The following is a 24,631-nucleotide window of genomic DNA, read 5'->3' on the forward strand; positions in this document are numbered from 1 at the left end:
AGCGTCTCGCATGCTCTTCGGGATTTGAACCCGATGGCAAACGCTCACTTGCGTTCGCGTTTCTCTACTTCAAATCCCTTCCGTGTGCGCTTCACTCGGGGCAAAAACGCGCCCCTCGTTGCAGTGCTCCGTCAGGGATTTGAACCCTGGTCCTCGGCTCGAAAGGCCAAGATGATTGGCCGGACTACACCAACGGAGCGCATCCGATCATATCCAGGGTTTAGGTTTAAAACCGTCGAATCGGATCCTCGTCGCCGTTCCTCACTCCTCTCCAGTCTCCTCCTCTTCCTCCTCTGTCGTCCCGTTTCCGCTGTCAATGGTCCGCTTCACGTCGATCTGGTAGTGCTCCAGAATGTCCCGGCCGAGCAACAGCGAGTAGTCCATGTGGGACCGATCCTCCAGGCTGGCTGCCACGGTGTGCCGATCGCCACCGATCCCGACCACGATGTCCACGATGGGCCGTGACTTCCCCGTCTTCGTACTGCCCGAACGGACCCGCGTCATGCTCTTGATCGGCCCCGCGCCGATCTCGGCCGCCAGCCGGGTGTCGATGCTGGTGCGGGCGGCCCCGGTGTCGGACTTCGCCACGACCCGCTCGGTGCCGGACGTGCCGCTGACGAGCACCTCCTCGGTGTAGCCGATTACTTCCATCGGCTCCCGGGTGGTGGGTTTGGTCTGGGTGACGGTCTCGGGCATCGAATCGTCGAGGACGCCGGCCAACTGCTCGACCTGATCAGGATCGACCGATCCGCCCGCGGTCTCGATGGCCAGCGTCGCGATCGAAGCCGCGGGGTTGTGGCCGGTCGCCCTGAAGAGGCCTCTGAATCCGGCGGTGGGGTTGACCTCCAAGAGATGCCAGCCGTCGACGCCCTCGACGAGATCGACACCTGCGTAGTCCAGTCCGATCATGTCGGCGGCCTCGACGGCCATCGAAGCCGCTTGATCGGGAAGGTCCGGCACTGCTTCGACCTCGCCACCCAGTGCCACGTTCGTCCGCCAGTCGTTGTCCGGGGCCCACCGGCGCATCGCACCTTCGATCTCCCCGTCGACCACGTAGACTCGCAGATCGGACTGTCGCTGTTCGTCGGTCTGTTCGATGAGTTCCTGGAGGAACGCGTAGCGATCACCGACCCGGGGGTTGACCGACTCGTCGCGGCCGATCTTCCAGGTCCCACCGCCGTGGGTCCCGATCGCCGTCTTGTAAACCGCCTCGTCGCCGAACTTCTCGCGGAGCGCGTTCAGCCGGTCGGCATCCAGTGCCAGGGCCGCGTCCGGAATCTGGACCGCGGAATCGGCCAGCAGGGTCGCCGTCGAGAACTTGTGAAAGGCCGTGAGGACGTTCTCCGGGCGATTTAACATTGGCCGGAGCCGGCCGAGACTCTTTGCCAGCCCCAGCAGTTCGGCCGGCTGTTCCGTATTCGAGAGCAGCAGTCGGTTCACGATCACGTCCACGTCAGGTTCCAGGGTCGCCTGCCCGTCCTCGATCTCGACGACCAGGTTGTTCTGGCGGAGCCAGTACCCCTCGTGACCAAGGGCGTTGACGGTGTTGAGAATGGATTTCGTTTCTTTGCTGTTGTGAAGACCCAGAACGCCGACGGAAACGGGTTCGGTCATACGTCGACGACGACGCCAGGGATTATAAACCAACCCGCCGGCAGTGCCCCGAAACGGGGCAACGGCTTAACCCGTGCCGGGCGAAAGGCCGGCATGACAGCGGGCGCGTTCACCTACAGTGGTGGGAAAGTTGATCCGGGCGAGTCGAGTACCATCCGCTACCGGATCAGCGAGACCTACCTCGGCGATCCCGTCAAGATTCCAGTCTCCATCGTCAACGGGGCGGAACCGGGCCCAACACTGTTCATGACTGCGGCCGCCCACGGGGACGAACTCAACGGCATCGAGGTCGTTCGCGAGGTGGCACTCGACTGGGACCACTCGAAGCTCCACGGGACGTTGATTCTCCTTCCCGTGCTCAACGTCCCGGCCTTCCTGGCCCAGCAACGGTACCTCCCGATCTACGACCGGGACCTCAACCGATCCTTTCCCGGCGATCAGGAGAGCACGAGTGCCAAGCGGATGGCCCACACCATCTTCACGAACTTCATCGAGCCGGCGGATCTGGGACTCGACTTTCACACCTCGACTCGCGGCCGGACGAACATGCTTCACGCCCGCGGTGACATGGCCCGTGAAGACGTCTTCCGGCTCGCACACGCCTTCGGTTCACACGTGATCATCGACACGGAAGGGTCGGAGGGTACACTTCGGCGGGAGGCGACTGCGAGTGGCGCGCCGACGATTACCGTCGAGATGGGCGAGGCCCACCGATTCCAGCGCGGACTGATCGATCGGGCCCTCGAAGGCGTGGCGAGCGTGCTCGCCGAGTTCGAGATGTGGCCGGACGAAACGGTTCACTGGCCAGGGTGGCGCACGACAATTACCGCCGAGGAGAAAACCTGGCTCAGGGCCGAGAGCGGTGGCATCGTCGAGATGCACGCCGAACGGGGCGAACTGGTGGAGACGGGTGAGACGATCGCCACCATCACGAACCCGTTCAAGACCGAGCGGACCACAGTCGAGTCCCCCTGGACCGGGCTGCTGGTCGGCGTGCTGGAGAATCCGGTCGTCTACCCTGGAAACCCACTCTGTCACCTGGTCGAAGTGGACGAGGCCACCCAGGCAGTCATCGAACAGGGCGTCGCCGACACCCACGCCGCGGGCGAGGAGTAACACTCGGGAGAAAGTTCTTTGTGCGCTGCCGTCGCCGTAGCAGGTATGTCAGCGCCTTACGACCGTGGCCGGATCGAGGACTTCGGCCGCTTCCGGCGATTCTCGGCGGGGATGTGGGCCTGGGTCCTTCACAAGGCCACCGGCTGGGTTCTCATCGGGTACCTCTTCGCCCACATTGCGGTCCTCAGCACGGCGATTCCGGCGGCGGGGAACGCGGAGGCCATCGCTGCCGAGGCAGACCTCTACACGCGCACGCTCCAGGGACTGGAGGGGATTTTCCTGGTTCGCGTCCTGGAAGTCGGCCTGCTCACGGCGGCGGTCTTTCACATGGTAAACGGGATTCGGCTCCTGCTGGTGGATCTGGGAATCGGCCTCGAACGACAGGTCCAGACCTTCTACGCGTCACTCGTGGTGACGGCAGTGATCGTGCTCGCGAGTATCCCCGTCTTCCTTCCGCCGGAGGTCGTTCCCTGGTAATGACGGGGTCACGACCCACGTTCCGCCACGGATCTCTCGCCTGGTTCCTCCAGCGTGTCACCGCCGTGGTGCTCCTGTTCACGCTCGCCTTTCACTTCCTCTGGCTACACTTCGTGAACCACGCCGCCGAGGTCACGCTCTGGGGGTCGGCGCTCCGCATGGACCGGCTCTCCTATCTCCTGTTGATGGTCGTCTTCCTGCTGACAGCGGCCTTTCACGGGATCAACGGGATCTACAACGCGCTGGTCAACGAGGGTCTCTCCGGGCGGGCACGACGTGTCACCGCCTGGGTGCTGGCCATCGCTGGAACGATCCTGGTCGTCCAGGGACTCCGGGTTTCGGTTGCACTCGCGGGGGTGGTGAACTGATGGCGGAATCGGTCGACCCGGACACGAGCGGGCTCCAGGGTGGGGACACACAGCCCAAATCAGAGGGCGAGACGGTCGAGTTGCAGATTTTCCGGTACGATCCGGAGATCGAGTCCAAGACCGAGGCCCACTTCGAGGGGTTCCGTGTCCAGACCCACGAGGGGATGACAGTCCTCGACGCCCTGATCGAGGCCCGGGACGAACAGGACCCCTCGCTCACCTTCAGACACTCCTGTCGGCAAGGGGTCTGCGGGTCGGACGCGTTGTTCATCAACGGCAGGCAACGCCTCGGGTGCAAGACCCAGATCGACGAGCTCTCGACGCCGATCCGAATCGAACCGCTACCCCATCACCCGGTCGTCAAGGACCTCGTCGTGGACATGGACGACTTCTACGAGCGAATGCGGGCGGTCGAACCGTACTTCGACCCCGACGATCCACCACCCGGTGAACTCGAAGAGCGCAAACAGACCCGGGAGAACCGCGAGGCGGTCAAGCTGAGTACCCGGTGTATCTGGTGTGGGGCCTGTACCTCCTCCTGTTCCATCGCCGCCGACGAGGACGTCTATCTGGGACCGGCGGCCATCAACAAGGGGTATCGCTTCTACGCCGACGAGCGGGAGGGCGAGGATCGCAAAGCAAAGCGACTGGAGCTGTTGACCGAGACCGACGGCGTCTGGCGGTGTCAGACCCAGTTCTCCTGCACGACGGTCTGTCCCCAGGAGATCCCGCTCACCGAACACATCCAGCAACTCAAACGCGACGCGACGAAGGCGGACCTGAAATTCTGGTAACCATGTACGAACACGACGTACTCGTGATCGGCGGCGGCGGAGCCGGCCTGCGGGCAGCCATCGCGGCCCAGGAGGCCGGGGCTGACGTGGCCATCGTCTCGAAACTCCACCCGGTGCGGAGCCACACGGGGGCCGCCGAAGGCGGGATCAACGCCGCGCTGCAGGCCGGGGACTCCTGGGAGGCCCACGCGACGGACACGATGAAGGGCGCGGACTATCTGGCAGACGCCCCCGCAGTCGAGACCTTCGCCCGGCGAGCGCCCAAAGAAGTGATGCAACTCGAACACTGGGGGATGCCCTTCTCCAGGGACGAGGACGGGACGGTCTCCCAGCGCCCCTTTGGTGGGCTCTCCTTCCCCCGGACAACCTACGCCGGCGCGGAAACCGGCCACCATCTCCTGCACACCCTCTACGAGCAGGTCATCAAGCGCGGGATCACCGTCTACGAGGAGTACTTCGTCACTCGACTCGCGGTGACCGACGAGCCCGACCCGAACGAGCGAACCTGTCACGGCGTGACCGCGCTGGACCTCAAAACTGGAGCCGTGGAGGGGTTCAAAGCTACCGGCGGGGTGATTCTCGCCACGGGCGGCCTCGGGCAGGTGTACGACCACACGACCAACGCCGTGGCGAACACCGGCGACGGGATGGCGATGGCCTACCGGGTTGGCGTCCCCCTGGAGGACATGGAGATGATCCAGTTCCACCCGACGACCCTGCCCTCGACCGGCGTGCTCATCACTGAGGGCGTCCGCGGCGAGGGGGGCCGCCTCTTCAACAGCGAGGGCGAGCGGTTCATGTTCGAGCGCGGGTACGCCGCCGACGAGGGCGAACTCGCCTCCCGTGACGTGGTCTCCCGGGCGGAACTGACCGAGATCCAGGAGGGACGTGGCTTCGGCGATGGCCACGTCAAACTCGACATGCGTCACCTGGGCGAAGAGCGGATCATGGACCGGCTTGAGAACATCGTCGGCCTGGCCCGGCACTTCGAGGGCGTCGATCCGCTCGAAGAGCCCATGCCGGTGAAGCCAGGCCAGCACTACGCCATGGGTGGCATCGAGACCGACGAGTACGGTTCGACCTGTATCGAGGGACTCTATGCGGCCGGCGAGGCGGCCTGCGTGAGCCTCCACGGGGCGAACCGGCTGGGCGGGAACGCGCTCCCGGAACTGTTCGTCTTCGGGGCCGAAGCCGGCCGACACGCCGCGGGCGTGGCTCTGGACCCGCCAGCGATCGGGGTCGGGCCCGACCCGGACGCGGATCGGGAGGACCGCGAGTGGCCAACCGACCTGGGTACGGCAGGAGCCGAAACCGACGTCGTCCCGGACGGCCGGGATCTCGAACCCGGCGAACTCCTCGGCGAGGCCGTCGCTGCCGAGCGGGAACGCGTCGAGGAGTTATTAGAAGGCGACGGCGACCGGAGCCACGTCGAGGTCCGCGAGCAGGTCCAGGAGACCATGACCGCCCACGTCAACGTCTTCCGGGAGGCCGAGGGCCTGGAGACGGCCCTGGAGGACATCAGCGCCGCACGTGAAGCATACGAGGACGTCACGGTCACGGACCCATCACGAACCTTCAACACCGACCTCCAGCAGACGATCGAGACGCGGAACGTCATCGACCTCGCGGAGGTCATCACGATGGGCGCACTCGCTCGGCCCGAGTCACGAGGCGCTCACTGGCGGGCCGAACATCAAACGCGTCGCGACGAGGAGTGGCTCCGCCACACGCTCGTGAACTGGCGGGACGGCGACCCGGAACTCTTCTATCGGCCAGCGATCCTCGAAAGCGAGTCGGTCACCTACGAACCGGAAGAACGGTCCTACTGATCAGCGGAGGCCGAGGATCGCCAGCAGGTCCACGCCAATTTCGGTCCCCTCGATGGCGACGTAGCCGAGATAGATCCCCAGAATGCCCAGCACGCCGGAGATGCTCGGCGGCGCGGGAATCGGGGCCTTGAGCAGTCCGAAGACGACACCCGTGAGCAAGCCGGTGAGTAATGCCAGGACGGGAACGGCGGCGTTCATACCTCATCTGGACCATGACTCCCAAAAAGCGGTTCGGCTCAGCTATCGCCGCGAAGCGAGCGCATGTGCTCGATACGCGTCTGGATCAGGGCCTCGGTGCCGATGTCGTGGCGGACGTGAAAGCCCTCGCCGACAGCAGCGAGTGCGACCTCGGCCCGGTTTTCGGCGGCCGAGATGGTCTCGCCCCGCCCGAGCACCGCAAAGGACCGTGAAGTCGTCGTGTAGAGGCCGTCCTCGCGCTCGTCGACGGAAGCATAGAAGAGATCCGTGTCCTCGACTGTGTCCACGTCGACGGTCACCCTGGCCCCCGCGGTGGGGTCGGTCGGATAGCCCTCGGGGACGGCGTACTTGCACACCGTCGCCTGGTTCGCAAAGGAGAGGGGCGGCAGCGAGTCGCCCTCCCGGGCCGCCGTCAGAACGTCGAGGAAATCGGTTTTGAGCACCGGGAGCGTATTCATGGCCTCCGGGTCACCGAACCGAACGTTGTACTCGATCACTTTCGGGCCGTCGGCGGTGAGCATGAACTGTCCGTAGAGGACCCCGCGATAGTCGGCCATCGCGTTGACAGTCTCCCGGAGGACCTCGACGGCGGCCTCGTAGTCCGCCGCCTCCATGAACGGCAAGATGGCGCGGGCATCGCTGTACGACCCCATGCCGCCCGTATTGGGCCCCTCGTCGCCCTCGTAGGCGCGTTTGTGGTCCTGGACGGCCGGTGTCGGCCGGAGCGTCCCGTTGGCGACGAAGGCCTGAATCGTGAACTCCTCGCCCACCAGTCGCTCCTCGATGACCCACTCGTCGTACCCGCTCTCCCGCATGTACTCGAGTGCTTCGGCTTTCGAGACCTGATCGCCGGTCACTCGAACGCCCTTCCCACCCGTGAGCCCGCGGGGCTTGACAGCCACGTCGCCGTCGACCCGTTCGACGTACTCGACAGCCGCTTCCACCGATTCGAAACTCTCGAATTCGGGCCGGGCGTCGATCCCGTGCTCGACCATGAACTCCCGCTGGTAGGCCTTGTCCGTCTCCAGCCGGGCCTGGGCAGCGCGAGGGCCGAACGCGTAGATCCCGGCGTCTTCCAGCGCGTCCACCACGCCGGCAGCCAGCGCCGCCTCGGGCCCGATGATCGCCAGGGTCGCCTCGATCTCGGTTGCGAAGTCGACGATTGCCTCGGTGTCGGTCTCCGAGCCGATTTGAACCTCGCTCGCGAGGTCGGCGATACCCGGGTTCCGATTGCTACTGTACGCAAACAGCGTGGCCGTCGAGAGGGCCCGGGCGATCGCGTGTTCCCGGCCGCCACCGCCGACGAGAAGCACTCGCTCTTCCATGGGCGAGGAATGGACCCACGCTCGTGTAAGTTTTATCCTGTCGAACGGGTCGAAATGTCCACGATCTCGCAACTATCCTCGCTCGAACTCCCGCTCGGTCACCCTGACCACGACGGTCGCCTCGACGTCTGCGAGGTCGTACTCCGGGATCGAATCCGCCCGGCGGGTCACATACATCGGCTCGATGAGTTCCCGGTCCGCGAGGCCGTACACTTTGAGGTACTGGCCGGTGTCGTCCGGCGGGATCTCGCCGTTTCGAACCTGTTCGGCCAGGTCACGCGAGAGCCACTCCGAAGCCGAGACGGAGGGATCCCGGAGCAGCGTCCCTCGGGTGGTGCGGGCGAGATACCAGTCGAGGTCGTTCAGCAGCGAGATCGCCGCGCCCAGGCTCACGGTCTCGACGGCGATGGTGTTCTCGAAGGGGTGGTGGTGCTGGTAGGGGGCCAGCGCCGAGCGCGCGGTCTCGTAGGCCAACAGCGCCTCCTGGATGTCAGTATCGGGCTGGCCGCGGAGACAGACCTCGGTCATGGCTTGTGCAGGTCGACCGACGGCTCGATGGACTGTATGTCTGCTGCCGCCGCGGCCTGTCTCGCCCAGCCCGGCAGTTCGTCTGGTTCGGCTCCCTCGACGCGTTCGATGGGAGCCTGGGTCTCGGGCTGGTCGGGCGCGATCCGATTACATCCCGCGTCGACGGTTGCAGTTTCGTAGGTGCCGATGGCCCGGGCTTTCGCGATGATCTCCTGTTTGTCCAGCGCGAGCAGCGGGCGGTGGACTGGCCAGTCGGTCACCCGATCGGTAACCTGGAGATTGGTCACCGTCTGACTGGACTTCTGACCGATCGACTCCCCGGTGACGATTCCGCGGGCCCCGGTCTCGGCAGCGATCTCCCCCGCGACCATGAGCATGAGCCGCCGGACTGAGAGCATCCGGGTGTCGCCAACCCGGGCGTCGAGGGCCTGGAGTGGCTCGCCGATCGGCGCGATCCGCAGCGACCAATCCTGGCCAGGTGCAAAGGCGGCCAGCCGCGAGACGGTCTCGATGGCTCGGGCGCGGTGGTCGGCCCCACCGTACGGCCCGAGATCGAGATAGACGGGTATGACGGGTGCGCCACGCTTCATCGCGAGCCAGGCCGCCACTGGCGAGTCGATCCCGCCGCTCACCAGCGCGACCAGCGGTGCCTGGGTGCCGACGGGGAGCCCACCCGGCCCGTCGACCCGCTCGGTGAAGACGTAGGCCTCGCCGTCCCGCACTTCGACCTCGAAACGGTGATCGGGGTCGTCCAGATCGACTTCGGGCTCGAACTCGTCCGCGACGGCCGTCCAGATCGCGTCGCCCCCGACCCGGCCGACGTCCTGGCTCGTAAAGTCGTGGTCGCCGGCCCGGCTCGCGTCGACGGCAAACGAGCCCCCGTCGTAGGTCGCCCGCGCGGTCTCGGCCAGGGCCTCGCCAATCGCGTCGAGGGTCGGCTCGACGGTGCGTGCGGGGCTGGCCGACACGATCCCGAAAACGGTCGCCGCCGCCCTGGCGGCCATCTCGGGGTCCCGAGTCCGGACGAAGAGCCGGCCCCAGTGCTGCTCGACGCGGCCGGGAACGTCCCAGACGTCGAGGGTCGCCTCGAGGTTCGCTGCCAAGGTCTCCTCCATCCAGGACTGGACCCGACTGGACTTGACCCCGATATCCCCGTGACGGACGATGACCACGTCCGCTCCCGGTACCTGCATACCCCAAGAAAGACCCCGCGGTTAAAGCGCCCTTCGAAGGCTCAGAACGTGGATAGCTCGCCGCGGATGACCGCCGCGGTCAGGTCCTCCACGCTGGCCAGGGCGTCGTCCACGATCTGGCGAATCTCGGGGTCCACGTCGCCCAGTTCGTAGCCCGCCTCGGTAATGACGTGGAGGTCGGCGACGTGTGGCTGGTCGATCGGGCTCCCGATCTGACTGAGCAGCCGGACCCGGAGATCACGGATGCCCTCGACCTCTTCGACGACCTCCATGGCGATCTTCGTGGAGAGGAGGTTGTAGATCTTCCCGATGTGGTTGACCGGGTTCTTGCCGCTCGTGGCCTCCATGGACATCGACCGGTTCGGCGTGATCAGCCCGTTGGCCCGGTTCCCCCGGCCGACTGACCCATCGTCACCCTGTTCGGCGCTGGTGCCGGTCGTCGTGAGATAGATCGCCCCCGAAGCGGTGTCGTCCGCGGTGTTGACGTGCACCCGGACCTCCCGGTCCGTGTACTCGTAGGCCAGGTCGGTGACGTACGCCCGGATCGCGTCGATCTCGGCCTCGTAGGCCTCCATGTTCGGAACGTAAGTGTCCACGAGCGCCGCGGCGACGGTGAGATCGATCGTCGACCCCTCGCGCTTGCCCATCACCTTGATGTCCTGGCCCAGCGCGGGGTGGTCCTCGCCGAAGTCCTCGATCAGCCGTCGCTCGGTGTTGTACACGATCTGTTCGGTTTCCGAGAGCGGGGCGTGACCGACGCCGAAACTCGTGTCGTTGGCCATCGGAACGGTTCCGCCGTCCTCGGAGAAGACCTCCTGGAGGTCCCCCGAGCCCTCGCCGAGTCGAACGTCCACGATGACGTCCGTTTCGAGATCGAGGTTGGGCAGGTTCTCCCGGAGGTAGTTCCGGGCCGCCTTCAGGGCGATCGAGTCGACGGGGATCTCCTGGCCCTCGTAGCGTTTCGTGGCGCGGCCGACGATGAGGATGTAGATCGGCTCGACGACCTCGCCACCGCCGAAGGCCGGGGCGGCGTCACCGGCGACCAGCTGGGTCTCGTCGGTGTTGTAGTGAAGGACTTTCCCGACGCGGTCGAGATACGCCTGCGCAAGCGCCCGAGAGACGGCCTCGGCGATGCCGTCACAGATCGAGTCGGGGTGGCCGATCCCCTTTCGTTCGACGATCTCGATCTCCTGGTCCTCGACCGCGCCCCGGTCGAGGGACTGGATGCGGATGTTCCGATCGGTCATTGGAGAACCTATCCGATGGCCGCTCCTATAACTTGCGAAAACTTATTTGTCGGCGCTTATGTCCCTGGTGCATCAGTCGTCCAGGAGCATTCCGAGGTACGAACGGCGGATCTGAGCCTCGGGGTCGAGATCGAGGCGCGAGAGGACCGCTGCGACGGCCTCCCGGGTCGCTGCGAGGTCGGCTTCCCTGGCCTCGGCTTCGGCCTCCACGAACTCTCCGAGTCCCGAGACCGTATCGAGGGAGACGACGATCCCGTCGAGTTCGAAGCGTTCGCGGGTCTTCTCGACGGTCGCAGCCGGTTCGAATCCCAGGGCCGAAAGGGCCGCCTGCATCTCCTCGCGGGAGCCGACGGTCGTCTCGAACTCCTGGCGGGTTTTCGACGTGGCATCGACCTTCGGCCCCTTGTAGGTGAGTGCCGTGGTCGTCCCCTCGGGATCAGTCTCCTCGCGCAATCGGAGGGCTTCGTCCCGGGCCGCAAAATCGCGGTGCGGGGCGTCGAAGTACACGTCGACCTGCTCCACACGCCCCAGGGAGCGGGCTCCTTCCCGCTCCAGGGCCGCCCGAACAGGCTCGTGGGCTGCCTGTACCTTCATCTCGACTTCGTACATGCCCGGCCGGAGGGGCCCGGGGTAGAAAAGTGCGGGTTTCGATCAGCCGACGAGGCCGAGTCGACTCATTCCGCCCATGATGCCAAAGCCGAGCACGAGCAACATTGTGACGGCATAATAGATCGTGTGGGCCCGGTCGGGCTGGAAGGCCTCGGGGAGGTGTTTCCGGACGATGTAGTAGTTCGCGAAGTAGAAGAAGACCTGGAGGATCGCCATCAGCGCGGCGGAGAACACCATCAGGGTGACCGGCAACTGCCCGATGACCAGGATCGGAATCACACTCGCCGTCCCCATGAGCAGGATGAACCCGCGACGGAGGCGGTCGGTGTCCATCTCACGTTCCAGCACGAGCGGGAGCGTGTCGGCGTTGACCCGAGCGGCTCCGTCCATGACCGTGATGACGGTGGAGTAAAGCGCCGCGAACGCGCCGACGACCACCAGGTAGAACGTCCAGTCACCGAAGCCCTCCTGGAGAATGCTCCCGATCGCGATCGCGAGGTTCTGATCCTGTGGCGGCGTGGGATAGAGGACGGAGGTCGCCAAGAGAATCATGCTCACGAGGAGGAGGAAGCTAAAGCCGAAGGCGACCCGGAAGTCCCGGGTCCCGGTCCGCATCCAGCTCGCGATGTACTCCCGGAAGCGCTCGTCGGTCGGGTCATAATCCTTGCGGCGCAGGGCCCGTGCGCCCTGCTCTTTCGCGAGACTCCAGCTCCCGATCGTGACGGTGGTGCTCAGCCCGGTCGGGGCGTACCCCGCGAGGGCGGCGAAGATGCCCAGGAAGGCCGGCGCGGTCAGATCGGGCACCGAGAAGGCCGTCTCGGCGACCAGGGATGGCGACGGGGGCGAGACGAACACGCCCAGGACGATGAGGCCGCCGAGCACGAGGACGAAGAGTTTCATCAGGTTCTCGATCCAGGCATAGCGGGAGACGATGGTCAGGGCCACCGCGAAGCCGATCAACAGGAGATACAGTTGAATGGCCGAAAGCGAGGGCACCAGTGCCGCGAGGAAGGTCGCCGCGCTGAAGCCGACCGAGGCGAGGATGACCGTCCAGCCCACCAGGTAGACCAGCATCGTGAAGACCTGTCCCCAGTGGTCCGGCCCGGGGAGGTCCCCGTAGCCCTCAACTGGATTGCGCCCGATCCCGTAGTTGTACCGGATGCCCAGTTCCCAGCCCCCGTACTTCGCCAGGTAGATGATCGCGATAACCCAGACCCCGAACATCCCGTAGAGGCCACCGAGGGTCGGCGCCAGGACGATGTGACTGCCGCCGATTCCAAGCAGCGCCCAGAGAAGCGACGGGCCCAGGTGCTCGCGGATAAATCCGGGCCAGTCCTCCTCGGGATACGTAAGTTCGGGCATGTCCTCGGCTGTGGACTCACCCGACGCGTCGGCTGATGACATGAGTGTCTGTGACCTTGTCACGGGCAGGGGTCTAAACGTTGCGATGCGACGGAGCGGCTGTGGTCGGACCGTGATTCTTAAGGGTCGAACGGGACTCCCTTGGGGTATGAGTGACGAACAGACGGCCGAATCGGCCGATGATGCGGCGGAGACCGCCGAGGAGTCGGGACTCCAGAACGGCGACTTCGTAAAAGTGGCGTACACCGCCCGAACAGTCGAGGGCGGCGACCTCGTGGACACGACCGACGAAGAGATTGCAGAAGAAGAGGGCGTCGACACGGAGGGCCAGGAGTTCGCCCCGCGTACGATCGTGCTGGGTGACGGTCACCTCTTCCCCGCCGTCGAGTCCGACATCGTGGGCCAGGAGGTCGGTGACTCCGGCAGCGTCGTCGTGCCCGCCACCGAAGCCTTCGGCGAGTACAACGAGGACGAAGTCCGGACGGTCAGCGCCGAGAAGATCCCGGAGGACGACCGTTACCCCGGCGCACACGTCGACGTCGACGGACAGCACGGCCACGTCGAGACGATCATCGGCGGCCGCGCCCGCGTGGACTTCAACCACCCGCTGGCCGGCGAGGACGTCGAGTACGAGTACGAGATCCTCGACACCGTCGAGGACCAGGTCGAACAGGCCACGGGCCTGCTCCAGACCTTCTTCGACGTCGAACTGGACATGCACCTCGCGACCGACGAGGTCGAGGAGGAAGTCGAAGTCGAGGACGACGACGGCGAGACCGAAACGGAGCTCCAGACCGTCGAGAAGGAGACCCTCTACATCGAGAGCAACCCACAACTGCAGTTCAACCAGCAGTGGATGATGTCCAAACAGCAGATCCTCGGTGACGTCATCGAGAAGCTGGACATCGATCGGGTCATCGTCCAGGAGATCATCGACGGCGCGCCCGCGATGCCCGGCATGGGTGGCATGGGCGGCGGACTCGGCGACATCGAGGCGTCCCTCGAAGACGCCGACGTCGACGCCGACGAGATCATGGACGAACTCGACGTGGACGAACTCGAGGAGTAATCAGGCGATATCCCGGCTCGTATCGACCCGCACCCGCTCGGTGAGGTCGAGTTTGATCGACTCGCTGGGAATCTTCCCGCCGCGATACTTCTGCACGGTGAGCCGACTGTCTATCTCGCTGCCCTTTCGATCGACATCGAGATCCAGCACCACGTCCGCCATGTGCTGGGTGGTCTCCCGGTGTGCGGGCGGGTTCGGCCCCTCCAGGGCGTGCAGGAAGGCGATCCCGCCCGTGTTGATCATGTGGTTTCGAATCTCGTTGAGCAGTTGCTCGTAGCGGGCCCGATCGGCCCGTTCGAGGGGGTCGATGGGATCGATGATCACCGTCATGCCCTCGAAGGCGTTGCGAACGGCCCGGCGAGTCGAGTCGATCGGATCCTCGCCAGTCACGAGTTCGATCTTCGGCTCGCCAGTCGGTGCCTTGGCGGCCTCGATCGCGTCCGCGACGGCGTCCTCGGTCCGAATGGTGGTGAGATACAGCGTCTCCCGAGGCCGGGTCAACTCGTAGAGAAGCAACTCTCCCTGGCTCGCGGCGGGGGCCTGGTAGGCGACGACGCTCCCGGCCGGGAGCCCGCCGGCGAGTTCGCGGTCGAGGACCTCGACCCCGGTGGAGAGTTTCTCCGCCATCCCCTGAACCGTCGGTTCCCTGGACATTAAGCGTTCGCCCACTCGTCGAGGAGTCGATCGTACGCCACGCGAGCCTGCTCGTGGGCGATCGGGTCCGATACCGACGGGATGGGCAACAGCGGCTCCACCCCAAGTGCTTTTTCGACCGACGCCGGCACGTCCGCGGCACGGCTGAGAATTGCCCCGGCGACGGGCGCATCGACGGCGCGACTCATTCGGATCGACTTCACGCTATCCGTAACGGCCGCGGGGGTCTGCCGGGCGACGACGACCGCAGCGTCGGCGTGTCGCAGCGGCGTCACCGCGCGCTCGTCGGCCCCGGCAGCCCCATCGAGAATCACTGGGCGGTCGGTCCGGACCTGTCGGAGCGCGCGTTCCAGATCGGTCCCGGGGGTGGCCCCGACGATCGACACGCCGGGATAGCGTTCGGCGGGCGTGGCCGCCTCCTCGATCGGCGTGCCCGCTGCGAGAGCGGTCAGCCCGGAATCATCAGTACCCGCCCGAATATGCAAGTTCGGCATGTCCACGTCCGCGTCGAGGACGATCGGATCGCGACGGCGCTCGGCGAGCGCGACGGCCAGTCCCAGCGCGGTCGTCGTCTTGCCGGTGCCACCCTTTCCCCCAGTCACGGCGAGCATGAACCCCACTGGCCCGGTCCTCCCTGAAAAAGGGCCGGCCGGGGCGTGCCCACCAAACGGGAGATTCAAGACCGTTCCACGAGCGAGTGAGAGTAATGCGTCACGAGCACGTGATCTCCGCGAAACAGTTCTCGCGGGCGGATATCGAGGCGGTGTTGGACCGGGCCGCCGACTTCGCCGCCGACCCGCAGGCAGCAAGCGGACACGAGGGGGCCCTGCTCGCACTCGCCTTCTTCGAACCCAGCACCCGAACGAAGATGAGTTTCGAGACGGCCATCAAGCGCCTGGGCGGGGACACGATCGACATGGGACCGGTCGAGTTCTCGAGTGTGAGCAAAGGGGAAACGCTCGCGGATACGCTCCGGGTCATCGAGGGGTATGCCGACGGGATCGTGTTGCGTCATCCGATGGAGGGGGCGGCAACGATGGCCTCGGAGTTCGTCGACGTCCCGCTTTTCAATGCGGGAGACGGCGCCGGCCAGCACCCGACCCAGACGTTGCTCGACCTGTTCACCATCCGGGAGGAAGTCGGACTCGATGATCTCACTATCGGGATCATGGGCGACCTGAAGTACGGCCGCACCGTCCACTCCCTCGCCCAGTCGCTGACGAACTTCGACACCCGACAGCACTTCATCAGCCCCGACTCCCTTCGACTCCCCAGGAGTGTCCGATATGACCTCCACGAACAGGGTGCGCAGGTCCGCGAACACGAGGGCTACGAGGAGATCCTCTCGGAACTCGACGTGCTCTATGTCACCCGGATCCAGCGCGAGCGGTTCCCCGACGAGGACGAGTACCACGCCGTCGCCGGCAAGTACCGTCTCGACGCCGAGACCATCCGCGAGTACAACGAAGACCTGACCGTCCTCCACCCGCTTCCCCGGGTCGACGAGATCGCAGCGGACGTGGATGACCTGCCAGGTGCGACGTACTTCGAACAGGCCCACAACGGCGTGCCAGTCCGAATGGCACTCCTGGATATGCTACTATGACCCAGCCAGACACCGAACTCCGCGTGAGCAAGATCGAGAACGGGACCGTCATCGACCACGTCACCGCCGGCGAAGCCCTCCGGGTACTTGGCATCCTCGGCATCGACGGCACCGAGGGGGAGACAGTGAGTGTCGGCATCAACGTCCCGAGCGATCGTCTCGGGCGCAAAGACGTGGTGAAAGTCGAGGGGATGGAACTCAGCCAGGACGAGGTGGACGTGCTCTCCCTGATCGCGCCGGATGCCACCATCAACATCATCCGGGAGTACGAGGTCATCGAGAAGTCCCGGGTCGATCGGCCCGAATCAGTGGTCGGCGTGCTCACCTGTCCGAACACCAACTGCATCACCAACGCGGGCGAACCGGTGAACACACACTTTGACGTGCTTGATACCGGCGTACAGTGTCGCTACTGCGAGACCATCATTCGGGAGAACATCACCGACCACATCGAGACCTAGGCGACCCCGCTCGCCAGAAAGTGTATAACGTATTACCACTTAGTAAGTGGTATGGGACGCACAATCCTCAAAGTCGGCGTCGCGCTCATCCTGATCGCCCTGGTCTGGAAGCTTGTACTGGGCCGAGAAGACGAAGAGACCATCGACCGCATCGACTGACGACCACGGCGACGGACGAGTTCGAATTTTCACCCGGTTCTCGAGCCACGAGTCCCCGACCAGCACCAGCAGTTCGAATCGGTCACCGGAAAAGAGACCGGTTGACTTTAATGAGCCGGGGAAATATCCCGTGATATGCCATTCGAAGAAGACGACGAGGTGCTCCTGCACGACGAGCACAGCGAGTTCGACGGCGAGATCGGGACCGTGACACAGGTCGTCGAGACCATGTTCGGCGACGCCAACTACACCGTGTCCTTCGAGGACGGCCAGGAGGCCGGCGTCCCCGAGGACCACCTCGAGGCCGCCCCCGAGGAGACCGACGACTGAGCGGGCATGGGCCTTCCCTTCCACTACGTCGACCTCCGGGCCTTCTGCTACGAGACGGAGGCCGAGGACCGCGTGCGTTCGGCACTCCGGACGTTACTCCCGCCGGACGCCGAAATCGAGTCCTCGGTCGGGGAGGGCCATCACGGCGATCGAATCGTCGTCCTCAGCGCCCGACTGGAACGCACCGACGAGATCAAACACGTCTTCGACCGGCTCCAGGACGGCGTGAACATGACCGTTCTCCTGGACGAACTGGGGGATCGACTCGACGACAACAACGCCTTCTACGTGACACTGGACAAGCAGGCCGCCGCCCGTGGCGAGGTCACACGTGGCGACGGCATCACCCTCCGGGCGAAGGTCGAGGCCTACCCGGCCAACCGGGAGAACGCCCTCGAAAACGCCCGGGAGGCACTCTCCTGAGATGTACGAATCCGTCCGCGTTCACGAGGACGGGCCGACGACCCCCGACAGGTTCGGGCTGACCGTCAAAAACGCCGGGTTCGAGGGGCTGGTCGTCCGGAACCGTCAGTCGGTTCCGGCGGCCGTCGATCACGAGGCCATCGCAAAGAGACACGGCATCGACGTGGTCCAGGGCATCGAGATCACCGCCGACGAACCGCGGACGGCAAGCGGCGCGATCGGGAATCGCCGGCCCGAAGCCGAGGTGCTTCTCGTCCAGGGTCGCGATCCGGAGATGAACCGCTTCGTGGTCGAGCGAGCGCAGGTGGACGTCCTCGCCGACCCCATGGGCGGGGCCGGGGACATCAACCACGTAATCGCCCAGACCGCCGCCGAGAACGACGTCGCACTGGAGCTAAATCTCGGTCCCGTGCTCCGATCGAGTGGCGGCGACCGGGTCCGAGCGATCAAAGGCCTCCGAAAACTCCACGAACTCGTCGCTGACGCGGGCGCGCCGTTCGTCGTTTCTGGAGCCCCATCGAGCCATCTTCAGGTTCGCGGGCCGCGGGAGTTGTTCGCGGTGGGGGCCCAGATCGGCTTCGACCGCGAGACGATCCAGCAGGGACTGGCGACCTGGCGAACCATCGCCGAGCGGAATCGACACCGGCGGGACCCGGACACCGTGGGGCCGGGGGTCACCGTCTCAGAGCCCGAGAACTGAGACCACCTCGATCCGTGGAGTTACAACAGTCCACGTGTAACCCCTTGCCGTGCGCCACCTCCCGAAACACCTCCGACCGCGCTATCGCTATCTCGCCGTCGAGATAGAGACGTGGCCGGATGTCACCCTCGCGGAGCGACCCCTCCAGGAGAGAATCTGGACGGCGACACGGACGCTTTTGGGCGATCCCGGAAGCGCCGAGGCTGATCCGCGTGTCCTGGAGACCGACCTGTATCCCGGCGGTGGCTGGGCGCTCGTTCGGGTCCGGCGAGGGACCGTCGAGCAGGCCCGGGCGGCACTCGCCTGTGTCGATTCCGTGCAGGACCATCCGGTTCGGGTCGGCGTTCGGGGGGTGGGCGGAACAGTTCGAGCCACCAGGCGGTCGTTCCTGCAGGGACCGCCGGCCGTGACCGACTCGACGGCCGTGACCTTTCGTGACGGTGAGGCGGTCGCTCACCTGCGGGAGGACCGCGTCGACGTCGAGTGCGCGGACACCTTCGTCGGGGCAACACCCCGGGATCTCTAAATGCAAGGACAACAACAGCAAGCGTACGATCGTGGCATCACCATCTTCTCCCCGGACGGCCGACTCTACCAGGTCGAGTACGCCCGGGAGGCAGTCAAGCGAGGCACGGCGAGCATCGGGGTGCGAGCCAGCGACGGGGTTGCACTGATCGTCGACAAGCCGGTTCGATCCCCGCTGGTCGAACAGGACTCCGTGGAGAAACTCCACAAGGTCGACGATCACATCGGGACCGCGAGTGCGGGCCACGTCGCGGACGCACGCCGACTCATCGACTTCGCCCGCCGGGACGCCCAGGTGGAGCGACTGCGGTACGAACAGGCCATCGGGGTCGAAACCCTGACCAAGGACGTGACCGATCACATCCAGCAGTTCACCCAGATCGGCGGGGCCCGGCCCTTCGGCGTGGCCCTGCTGGTCGGTGGACTGGACGACGGCCAGCCGCGCCTCTTCGAGACGGACCCGAGTGGTACGCCCTACGAGTGGCAGGCGATCGCCATCGGCTCCGACCGGGAGGAGATCCAGTCGTATCTCGAAGCCGAGTACGATCCCGAGATCGAACTGGCCGAAGCCGTCGAACTCGGGCTCGAGGCCCTCGCGTCGGTCCAGGAGGAGCCACTCGATCCCGCTGGCGTGGGCGCGGCGACGGTCGACGCCGAGTCCGAGCAGTACATAACACTCACCGAGGAAGAGATCCGGGCGGCCCGCCCGGAGTGACGTGCTACATTTTTCACCCTCCACGCCGTAGCGCAGGCCATGATATCACTTGACGATGCAGTGACGGCGCGGCTCGAGTCCCACGGGGCGCGTTTCGAAGTCCTCGTCGATCCGGACGCGGCCCTCGCGATCAAACGCGGGGAGTTCGACGGCGACCTCGAGGACGTGATCGCCGCCCGGGACGTGTTCGAGAACGCCTCGCGGGGCGATCGACCGGCCGAGTCGGACGTCGAGAAGGTCTTTGACACCACAGATCCCATGGAGATCATCCCCCAGGTGATCGAGCGCGGGGAGATCCAGATCACCGCCGAGCAGCGCCGGGAGATGCTCGAACGCAAGCGACGCGAACTCATCGACCGCATCGCGCGCAACGCCGTGAACCCCCAGATGGACGACGCCCCACACCCCCCGGATCGAATCGAAAACGCCCTGGAGGAGGCCGGGTTCGACGTCGATCCGATGGAGCGTGTCGAATCGCAGGTCGAAGACGCCCTGGACGCGTTGCGACCCGTCATTCCGATCCGGTTCGACGAGGTAACGATGGCCGTCCAGGTCCCGCCGGACTATGCCGGGAGCGCCCAGGCCCAGATCCGACAGTTCGGAGAACTAGAACGGGAGGAGTGGCAGGCTGATGGCTCCTGGATCGGGGTCCTGACCTTCCCGGCGGGGCTGCAAAACGACTTCTACGATCTGGTCAACGAGCACACGAGCGGCGAGGCGGAGGTCCAGATCATTCGGGACGAGGACGAGATCGCCCGCCGCTGAAGAATTATCCCTTCTTGAAGCCGACGAGGAAGCCGCCGGTGAAGCCGGCCCCAACGGAGAGTGTCGAGAGGAAGGTGTTCACCCAGGGCGGCGGGGTCTCCATCGAGGCAGTCTGTGTCAGATCCAGGACCCCGCCCGTGAGGCGGTCCCAGTCCACGGTCAAGATGCCCCGCGATTCGAGGAACTTGAACAGCGCGAGTTCGAGGCCCACGATGACCGCGATCACCTTCGCGATCTTCTTGAAGGCAAACCCGATAATTGCGCCGATCACGGCCCCGCTACCGAATTCGAGGCCGAGTTGCGTCGGGTCCAGTTCGAGCGCCATACCACTCGTTGGGCCGTTCTCCGGTAAGTCCTTTGTGCCCCGCCTGGCCCTTAAGTGATCTCGGCCCCTACGAAGCGGCGAGTGACGGAAACCGACCGGGCGATCATCGCGAAGCGAGTCAGGGACGGCCAGCCGGACACGACCGAGATCCGACAGTTAGCGGCTGCAGCCGGCTACGAGGTCGTCGGCGAGTGCACACAGCGTCGAAAACCAGATCCGGCCCTGCAACTGGGCGCTGGCAAGGTCGAGGAACTCACCGAGCAGGTCGAGGCAACTGGCGCAAAGACGGTGATCTTCGACAACCGACTCGGCCCCTATCAGGTGTACAACCTCGGGAACGAACTCCCCGAGGGCGTGGCGGTCAAGGACCGGTTCCGGCTGATACTGGACATCTTCGGGCAGCGGGCCCAGACCCGGAAAGCCCAGCTCCAGGTCGAACTCGCCGAACTGCGCTATGAACTCCCGCGAGCCGAGGCCAAGACCAGCCTCGCCAAACGCGAGGAACGACCGGGGTTCATGGGCCTGGGCGAGTACGACGAGAGCCGCGAGCAGGACATCAAATCCCGGATCAGCCGGATCCGGGACGAACTCGAACGGATCGAGGAGACCGAGCAGGACCGACGCGAGAAACGCCGGGAGTCCGGGTTCGACCTGGTCGCCCTGGCAGGCTATACGAACGCCGGGAAATCGACCCTGATGCAGGCCCTGGCAGAGGATCTGGAGGTCGGGGAGAACGAGTCGATCCACCCCGACCTCGATCCGACGGCTGAGCGCGAAGACCGGCTGTTCACCACCCTCGGGACGACCACCCGGCGACTCGATCTCGAACGACGGGACGCCCTGCTCACCGACACGGTCGGGTTCATCAGCGATTTACCCCACTGGCTGGTCGAGTCCTTCAAATCGACCCTCGAATCGGTCTACCGGGCCGATCTCGTGCTGCTCGTCGTGGACGTGAGCGAGCCGATCGCGGAGATCCGCAAGAAGCTCATGACCAGCCACGACACGCTCTACGAGCGTAACGAAGCGCCGATCGTAACGGTCCTCAACAAGATCGACCGGATCGACGACGCCGAGCTGGAGCAGAAACGGGCGGCGCTGCGTGCGCTGGCCCCGAATCCGGTCGCGGTCAGCGCGAAAGCGGAGACGAACCTGGAGGAGTTGCGGGCGCGTATCCACGAGGAACTGCCCGACCGCAAGCGCGAACGGCTGGTCCTCCCGATGACCGAGGACACGATGAGCGTGGTCTCCTGGGTTCACGACAACGCCTTCGTCGAGGACGTGGAGTACCGTGATTCGGAGGTCATCGTGGACTTTCTGGCCCGACCGGCGGTCGTCGAACAGACACGTGCCAAGGCGAGTGACCTGGCGGCGGACGCCTGATCAATCGAGCGCCCGTTTTTCCTTCTCGACGACCCGAACGTCGCCGATAGCCGTGTCCGGATACTGCCCGTCGGCGTCTTTCTCGGCGGCCTTCACCATGTCCCAGATCACGTCGAGGCCGGTCGTCGTGCCCTGGAGGGCCTCCATCTCGCAGCCAGTTTTCCCCGTCGTCTCGACGGCCACGGTGAGCGTGATCGTCTCTCGTGCCACGTCAAAGTCGGTCTCGACGTTCGTGATCGGGATCTGATGGCACATCGGAATCGTCTCCCAGGTGTGTTTGACGGCCTGGATCGCCCCGACACGAGCCGTAGCCAGGACGTTCCCCTTGCCCACCGAATCGGCCTGAATCGCGTCGATCGTCGAGGGCTGGAGGTGGATCGTCCCACGAGCGACAGCCCGCCTGGCGGTGTCCGGTTTGTCCCCCACGTCGACCATCTGGGCCTCGCCCTCGGCGGTGGTGTGGGTAAGTTCGTCCTCGTCGCTCATGCCTGTTCACCCCCGAGTGCCGGCGGCAGCGTCCCAAGCAGATCGGAGGCGAGGAGCCCACCGTTCCGTGACTCCGCAGCGAGGTCGCCAGCCGTTCCGGTGAGGTAGGCCGCGACCGCCGCGGCCGGCACCGGATCGAGAGTTGCGAACGTCGCCCCCGTGACCCCAGCGAGCACGTCGCCAGTCCCACCCACGGTCATACCGGGGTTTCCGGTCCGGTTGATGCGCGTGCGATCACCGTCGGTGACCACGTCGTGGGGGCCCTTGAGGAGCAGCGTCTGGCCCAGATCGGCAGCGACCTGGGCAGCCGATGTGGCCCAGCCGTCACGGTCATCTGCGGACTCGCCGCCGAGTTGTTGAAACTCGCCACGGTGGGGAGTCAGAATCAGCGACGCGTCAGTCTCGACGGCCGAAACCACGCTGATCGCGTCCGCGTCGACGACCGCTTTGCCCTCGTAGGCCTCCAGAATCTGTCCCACGGCTTCACGGGTTGGATCGGCCGCCCCCAGACCCGGGCCGAGTATCATGACGTCCTGGTCGGCTGCGGCCTCCAGGATCGTCGAGACGTGCGTGGGCTCGATTCGAGTGCCGGGAAGCCCCCGAACGATCAGGTCCTCGCTGAAGCCCTGAACCTGATCGGCAACCGGTTCAGGCGTGAGAACCGTCGCGAGGTCAGCCCCGGCCCGGAGCGCGGCCTGAGCGGCAAGTGCGGGTGCGCCCGTGTACGGGCCCCCGCCGACCACCAGCACTCGGCCGAAGTCGCCCTTGTGAGCGTCCGTGGGGCGGGTGAGTCGTTGCAGGTCTCCCGGGCCAGTGAATCGCTCGGCGGCGGGTGGAATCCCGATGTTCGCGACTGTCACGTTCTCGTGGTCTGCCAGCCCGGGTTTCGTGTCGTGGAACGTGACGACCCGGTCCGCGACGACCGAATCACCTGGTCGCTCACCCGTATCCACGTCCATCCCGGAGGGGACGTCGACCGAGACGACCGTCGCCTCGCTGTCGTTGATGGCCTGGATCGCCGTGCGCTCCGGCTCTCGGGGAGTCCCGGAGACCCCGGTTCCGAGCACGCCATCGATGATCACCTCGGGCTCACCGATCGAGAGGGCACTCGCGTCCCGGATGACGTTCGTCGCCACCTCGGCGGACTGGAGGGCGTCGTACTTCTCCCGGGTGACCGCACTCCGGATGCGGTCCGGATGGCCCAGGAGGTGAACCGTCGGATCCAGATCGGCGAGAAAGCGGGCCGCCGTGAGTGCGTCCCCACCGTTGTTACCTCGACCAGCGAGGACCGCGACCTCGGGCGTGTCCCGGTCCAGATCCCGGACTGCCCGCGCCACCGCGTTGCCGGCCGACTCCATGAGGTTCGTCTCGCGAACGCCCAGGGCCACGGCGTTGCGGTCGACGATCGCCATCTCGGTGCTGTCGATCATGTCACGAGGTACACGGCCGACCCCACTAAAGGAAGTGGTCGGGCGGCGGCTACGGGTCCCCGCCCGTCCGGAGGTGTGTAAACAGATATGTCTGGGCGTAGCCCGGATTCGGGCCGAGTCGATCGCGGATCGCTCGCGAGGTCGACTCGTAGGAATCGCCCGCCGCGTCCGGGAAGTGCTCCTCGATCGCGGTGTTGATCCAGGTGTCGAGGGGAACCGGCTCGTCGAAGTCCATCGCGAACAGCAGGACACAGTCCGCGACTTTCGGGCCCACGCCGACGAACTGGGTCAGCGCTGCTCTCGCTTCCTCGTAGGGCCTGGCAGCGATCTCGTCCAGGGAGACCTCGTCGTCCCGAAGCATCTCGGCGGTCGCCTCGATGTAGGGGGCTCGATAGCCCAATCCCAGATCGCGTAACTCGGCTTCGCCCGCCCGTGCCAGGGCTGACGGCGTCGGGAACGCGTGAACGGTCGTGTCCCGCCAGGCGATCGGTTCGCCGTAGGCCGCTCTGAGGGCCGTGACGTTCTCGTGGATCCGGTCGACCCGCATCTGGGCCGAGAGGATGAAGGAGAAAATCGTGGGCACTACTGGCGCGTCGACCACTCGAAGCCCTGGATACCGGGCCGTCGCCGCTTCGAGCACCGGGTGGTCGGGAAACGCCGACTGGATCGCCGGGAGGTCGTCATCGAGACCGAGGCGACGGCGGACGATCCCGGCGGCGTCGGTCGACGAGCGCCAGGTGAGGCCGCCGGCTTCTTCTCGTACCTCGATCACGTCCGTCCCGGCCACGGTCCGAAACCAGGTGCCGTCGGCGGACTCGAGCCGTCGCCAGAGGAAGGTCTGCCCACTCTCCAGGATGACCTGAAGGTCGACCGAGCCACGGACGGACGTCGCATCGATGTGCCCGGATTCCATCGACAGACCTGGGCGTTTGCCCCCGGA

General features: G+C 65.6%; 29 protein-coding genes and 1 tRNA gene. 15 read left to right on the top strand and 15 right to left on the bottom strand.

Going from position 1 to position 24,631, the window contains the following annotated elements; genetic code table 11:
* Positions 1-124: 124 nt before the first annotated feature.
* Together RH831_RS00005 and RH831_RS00010 are read right to left on the bottom strand one after the other, a co-directional pair.
* Positions 125-199 (bottom strand) — tRNA-Glu (locus RH831_RS00005).
* A gap of 62 nt (positions 200-261) precedes the next feature.
* Positions 262-1,614, bottom strand: coding sequence for a RimK/LysX family protein (locus RH831_RS00010; RefSeq protein WP_310552256.1), 1,353 nt, complete (start codon positions 1,612-1,614; stop codon positions 262-264).
* A 93-nt stretch (positions 1,615-1,707) separates the two neighbouring features.
* On the opposite strand from RH831_RS00010, the gene RH831_RS00015 reads away from it, so the two are divergent.
* Genes RH831_RS00015 through RH831_RS00035 form a run of 5 tightly spaced genes read left to right on the top strand, consistent with a single transcriptional unit; the run spans position 1,708 to position 6,198 of the window.
* Positions 1,708-2,730 carry a succinylglutamate desuccinylase/aspartoacylase family protein gene (locus RH831_RS00015; protein WP_310552257.1) on the top strand — a complete coding sequence of 341 codons (1,023 nt, stop codon included), beginning with the start codon at positions 1,708-1,710 and terminating at the stop codon, positions 2,728-2,730.
* Positions 2,731-2,775: 45 nt separating this feature from the next.
* Positions 2,776-3,207: a succinate dehydrogenase, cytochrome b556 subunit gene (gene sdhC, locus RH831_RS00020; RefSeq protein WP_310552258.1), complete on the top strand. Its 432-nt coding sequence runs from the start codon at positions 2,776-2,778 to the stop codon at positions 3,205-3,207.
* A complete protein-coding gene (locus RH831_RS00025) occupies positions 3,207-3,575 on the top strand; it encodes a succinate dehydrogenase (RefSeq protein ID WP_310552259.1) in 369 nt (122 codons plus the stop codon). The genes sdhC and RH831_RS00025 overlap by 1 nt, the downstream gene beginning before the upstream one ends.
* Positions 3,575-4,369, top strand: a complete 795-nt coding sequence (locus tag RH831_RS00030; protein ID WP_310552260.1) for a succinate dehydrogenase/fumarate reductase iron-sulfur subunit — start codon at positions 3,575-3,577, stop codon at positions 4,367-4,369. The genes RH831_RS00025 and RH831_RS00030 overlap by 1 nt, the downstream gene beginning before the upstream one ends.
* Before the next feature lie 2 nt (positions 4,370-4,371).
* Positions 4,372-6,198 (top strand): FAD-binding protein, encoded by a 1,827-nt coding sequence (locus RH831_RS00035; RefSeq protein WP_310552261.1) that lies wholly within the window; start codon positions 4,372-4,374, stop codon positions 6,196-6,198.
* On the opposite strand, the gene RH831_RS00040 is transcribed toward RH831_RS00035, so the two are convergent.
* The 7 genes from RH831_RS00040 to RH831_RS00070 all read right to left on the bottom strand — a co-directional run bounded on the left by RH831_RS00040 (position 6,199) and on the right by RH831_RS00070 (position 12,702).
* Positions 6,199-6,396, bottom strand: coding sequence for a XapX domain-containing protein (locus RH831_RS00040; RefSeq protein ID WP_310552262.1), 198 nt, complete (start codon positions 6,394-6,396; stop codon positions 6,199-6,201).
* Between the two features lie 38 nt (positions 6,397-6,434).
* On the bottom strand, positions 6,435-7,721 hold the full coding sequence (gene purD, locus RH831_RS00045; RefSeq protein ID WP_310552263.1) for a phosphoribosylamine--glycine ligase: 1,287 nt from the start codon (positions 7,719-7,721) through the stop codon (positions 6,435-6,437).
* A 72-nt stretch (positions 7,722-7,793) separates the two neighbouring features.
* Complete coding sequence (locus RH831_RS00050) at positions 7,794-8,249, bottom strand: DUF5804 family protein (protein ID WP_310552264.1); 456 nt, start codon at positions 8,247-8,249, stop codon at positions 7,794-7,796.
* Positions 8,246-9,442: a tRNA sulfurtransferase gene (locus tag RH831_RS00055; RefSeq protein WP_310552265.1), complete on the bottom strand. Its 1,197-nt coding sequence runs from the start codon at positions 9,440-9,442 to the stop codon at positions 8,246-8,248. The genes RH831_RS00050 and RH831_RS00055 overlap by 4 nt, the downstream gene beginning before the upstream one ends.
* A 41-nt stretch (positions 9,443-9,483) precedes the next feature.
* Positions 9,484-10,689 (bottom strand): methionine adenosyltransferase, encoded by a 1,206-nt coding sequence (locus tag RH831_RS00060; RefSeq protein ID WP_310552266.1) that lies wholly within the window; start codon positions 10,687-10,689, stop codon positions 9,484-9,486.
* 72 nt (positions 10,690-10,761) lie between these two features.
* Entirely contained in the window at positions 10,762-11,298 is a 537-nt protein-coding gene (gene cyaB / locus RH831_RS00065) for a class IV adenylate cyclase (protein ID WP_310552267.1), read from the bottom strand.
* Positions 11,299-11,340: 42 nt separating this feature from the next.
* Complete coding sequence (locus RH831_RS00070; RefSeq protein WP_310552268.1) at positions 11,341-12,702, bottom strand: Nramp family divalent metal transporter; 1,362 nt, start codon at positions 12,700-12,702, stop codon at positions 11,341-11,343.
* 106 nt (positions 12,703-12,808) lie between these two features.
* Between RH831_RS00070 and RH831_RS00075 the strand changes: the two genes are divergently transcribed.
* Positions 12,809-13,729 carry a peptidylprolyl isomerase gene (locus RH831_RS00075; protein WP_310552269.1) on the top strand — a complete coding sequence of 307 codons (921 nt, stop codon included), beginning with the start codon at positions 12,809-12,811 and terminating at the stop codon, positions 13,727-13,729.
* Here the strand turns inward: RH831_RS00075 and RH831_RS00080 are convergent, their stop codons facing one another.
* Together RH831_RS00080 and RH831_RS00085 are read right to left on the bottom strand one after the other, a co-directional pair.
* Positions 13,730-14,383, bottom strand: coding sequence for a transcriptional regulator (locus RH831_RS00080; protein ID WP_310552270.1), 654 nt, complete (start codon positions 14,381-14,383; stop codon positions 13,730-13,732).
* The gene (locus RH831_RS00085) at positions 14,383-14,994 is read right to left on the bottom strand and encodes a P-loop NTPase (RefSeq protein ID WP_310552271.1); all 612 of its coding nucleotides are present in this window, start codon (positions 14,992-14,994) and stop codon (positions 14,383-14,385) included. The genes RH831_RS00080 and RH831_RS00085 overlap by 1 nt, the downstream gene beginning before the upstream one ends.
* 95 nt (positions 14,995-15,089) lie before the next feature.
* On the opposite strand from RH831_RS00085, the gene pyrB reads away from it, so the two are divergent.
* From pyrB to RH831_RS00125, 8 genes are all read left to right on the top strand, one after another.
* Positions 15,090-15,989 (top strand): aspartate carbamoyltransferase, encoded by a 900-nt coding sequence (gene pyrB / locus RH831_RS00090; RefSeq protein WP_310552272.1) that lies wholly within the window; start codon positions 15,090-15,092, stop codon positions 15,987-15,989.
* The gene (gene pyrI / locus RH831_RS00095; protein WP_310552273.1) at positions 15,986-16,450 is read left to right on the top strand and encodes an aspartate carbamoyltransferase regulatory subunit; all 465 of its coding nucleotides are present in this window, start codon (positions 15,986-15,988) and stop codon (positions 16,448-16,450) included. Before pyrB ends, pyrI begins: the two co-directional genes overlap by 4 nt.
* Positions 16,451-16,744: 294 nt before the next feature.
* Complete coding sequence (locus tag RH831_RS00100) at positions 16,745-16,939, top strand: DUF1918 domain-containing protein (RefSeq protein ID WP_070364537.1); 195 nt, start codon at positions 16,745-16,747, stop codon at positions 16,937-16,939.
* Between the two features lie 6 nt (positions 16,940-16,945).
* Positions 16,946-17,362: an RNA-binding protein gene (locus RH831_RS00105; RefSeq protein ID WP_310552274.1), complete on the top strand. Its 417-nt coding sequence runs from the start codon at positions 16,946-16,948 to the stop codon at positions 17,360-17,362.
* 1 nt (position 17,363) lies between these two features.
* Entirely contained in the window at positions 17,364-18,062 is a 699-nt protein-coding gene (locus RH831_RS00110; RefSeq protein WP_310552275.1) for an RNase P subunit p30 family protein, read from the top strand.
* Positions 18,063-18,111: 49 nt separating this feature from the next.
* Complete coding sequence (locus tag RH831_RS00115; RefSeq protein ID WP_310552276.1) at positions 18,112-18,588, top strand: Rpp14/Pop5 family protein; 477 nt, start codon at positions 18,112-18,114, stop codon at positions 18,586-18,588.
* Positions 18,589-19,302, top strand: coding sequence for an archaeal proteasome endopeptidase complex subunit alpha (gene psmA / locus RH831_RS00120; protein ID WP_310552277.1), 714 nt, complete (start codon positions 18,589-18,591; stop codon positions 19,300-19,302).
* 39 nt (positions 19,303-19,341) lie between these two features.
* On the top strand, positions 19,342-20,067 hold the full coding sequence (locus RH831_RS00125; protein ID WP_310552278.1) for a ribosome assembly factor SBDS: 726 nt from the start codon (positions 19,342-19,344) through the stop codon (positions 20,065-20,067).
* 4 nt (positions 20,068-20,071) lie between these two features.
* On the opposite strand, the gene RH831_RS00130 is transcribed toward RH831_RS00125, so the two are convergent.
* Entirely contained in the window at positions 20,072-20,392 is a 321-nt protein-coding gene (locus RH831_RS00130; RefSeq protein ID WP_310552279.1) for an FUN14 domain-containing protein, read from the bottom strand.
* Positions 20,393-20,473: 81 nt separating this feature from the next.
* On the opposite strand from RH831_RS00130, the gene hflX reads away from it, so the two are divergent.
* Positions 20,474-21,775, top strand: coding sequence for a GTPase HflX (gene hflX, locus RH831_RS00135; protein ID WP_310552280.1), 1,302 nt, complete (start codon positions 20,474-20,476; stop codon positions 21,773-21,775).
* Here the strand turns inward: hflX and moaC are convergent, their stop codons facing one another.
* Genes moaC through RH831_RS00150 form a run of 3 tightly spaced genes read right to left on the bottom strand, consistent with a single transcriptional unit; the run spans position 21,776 to position 24,604 of the window.
* Positions 21,776-22,261: a cyclic pyranopterin monophosphate synthase MoaC gene (gene moaC / locus RH831_RS00140; protein ID WP_071932745.1), complete on the bottom strand. Its 486-nt coding sequence runs from the start codon at positions 22,259-22,261 to the stop codon at positions 21,776-21,778. It lies immediately after the preceding gene.
* Positions 22,258-23,691, bottom strand: coding sequence for an NAD(P)H-hydrate dehydratase (locus RH831_RS00145; protein WP_310552281.1), 1,434 nt, complete (start codon positions 23,689-23,691; stop codon positions 22,258-22,260). Before RH831_RS00145 ends, moaC begins: the two co-directional genes overlap by 4 nt.
* 49 nt (positions 23,692-23,740) lie before the next feature.
* Entirely contained in the window at positions 23,741-24,604 is an 864-nt protein-coding gene (locus RH831_RS00150; protein ID WP_310552282.1) for a DNA glycosylase, read from the bottom strand.
* Positions 24,605-24,631: the final 27 nt, after the last annotated feature.

This window comes from Halodesulfurarchaeum sp. HSR-GB, from assembly GCF_031432215.1.
Classification (GTDB): Archaea; Halobacteriota; Halobacteria; order Halobacteriales; family Halobacteriaceae; genus Halodesulfurarchaeum.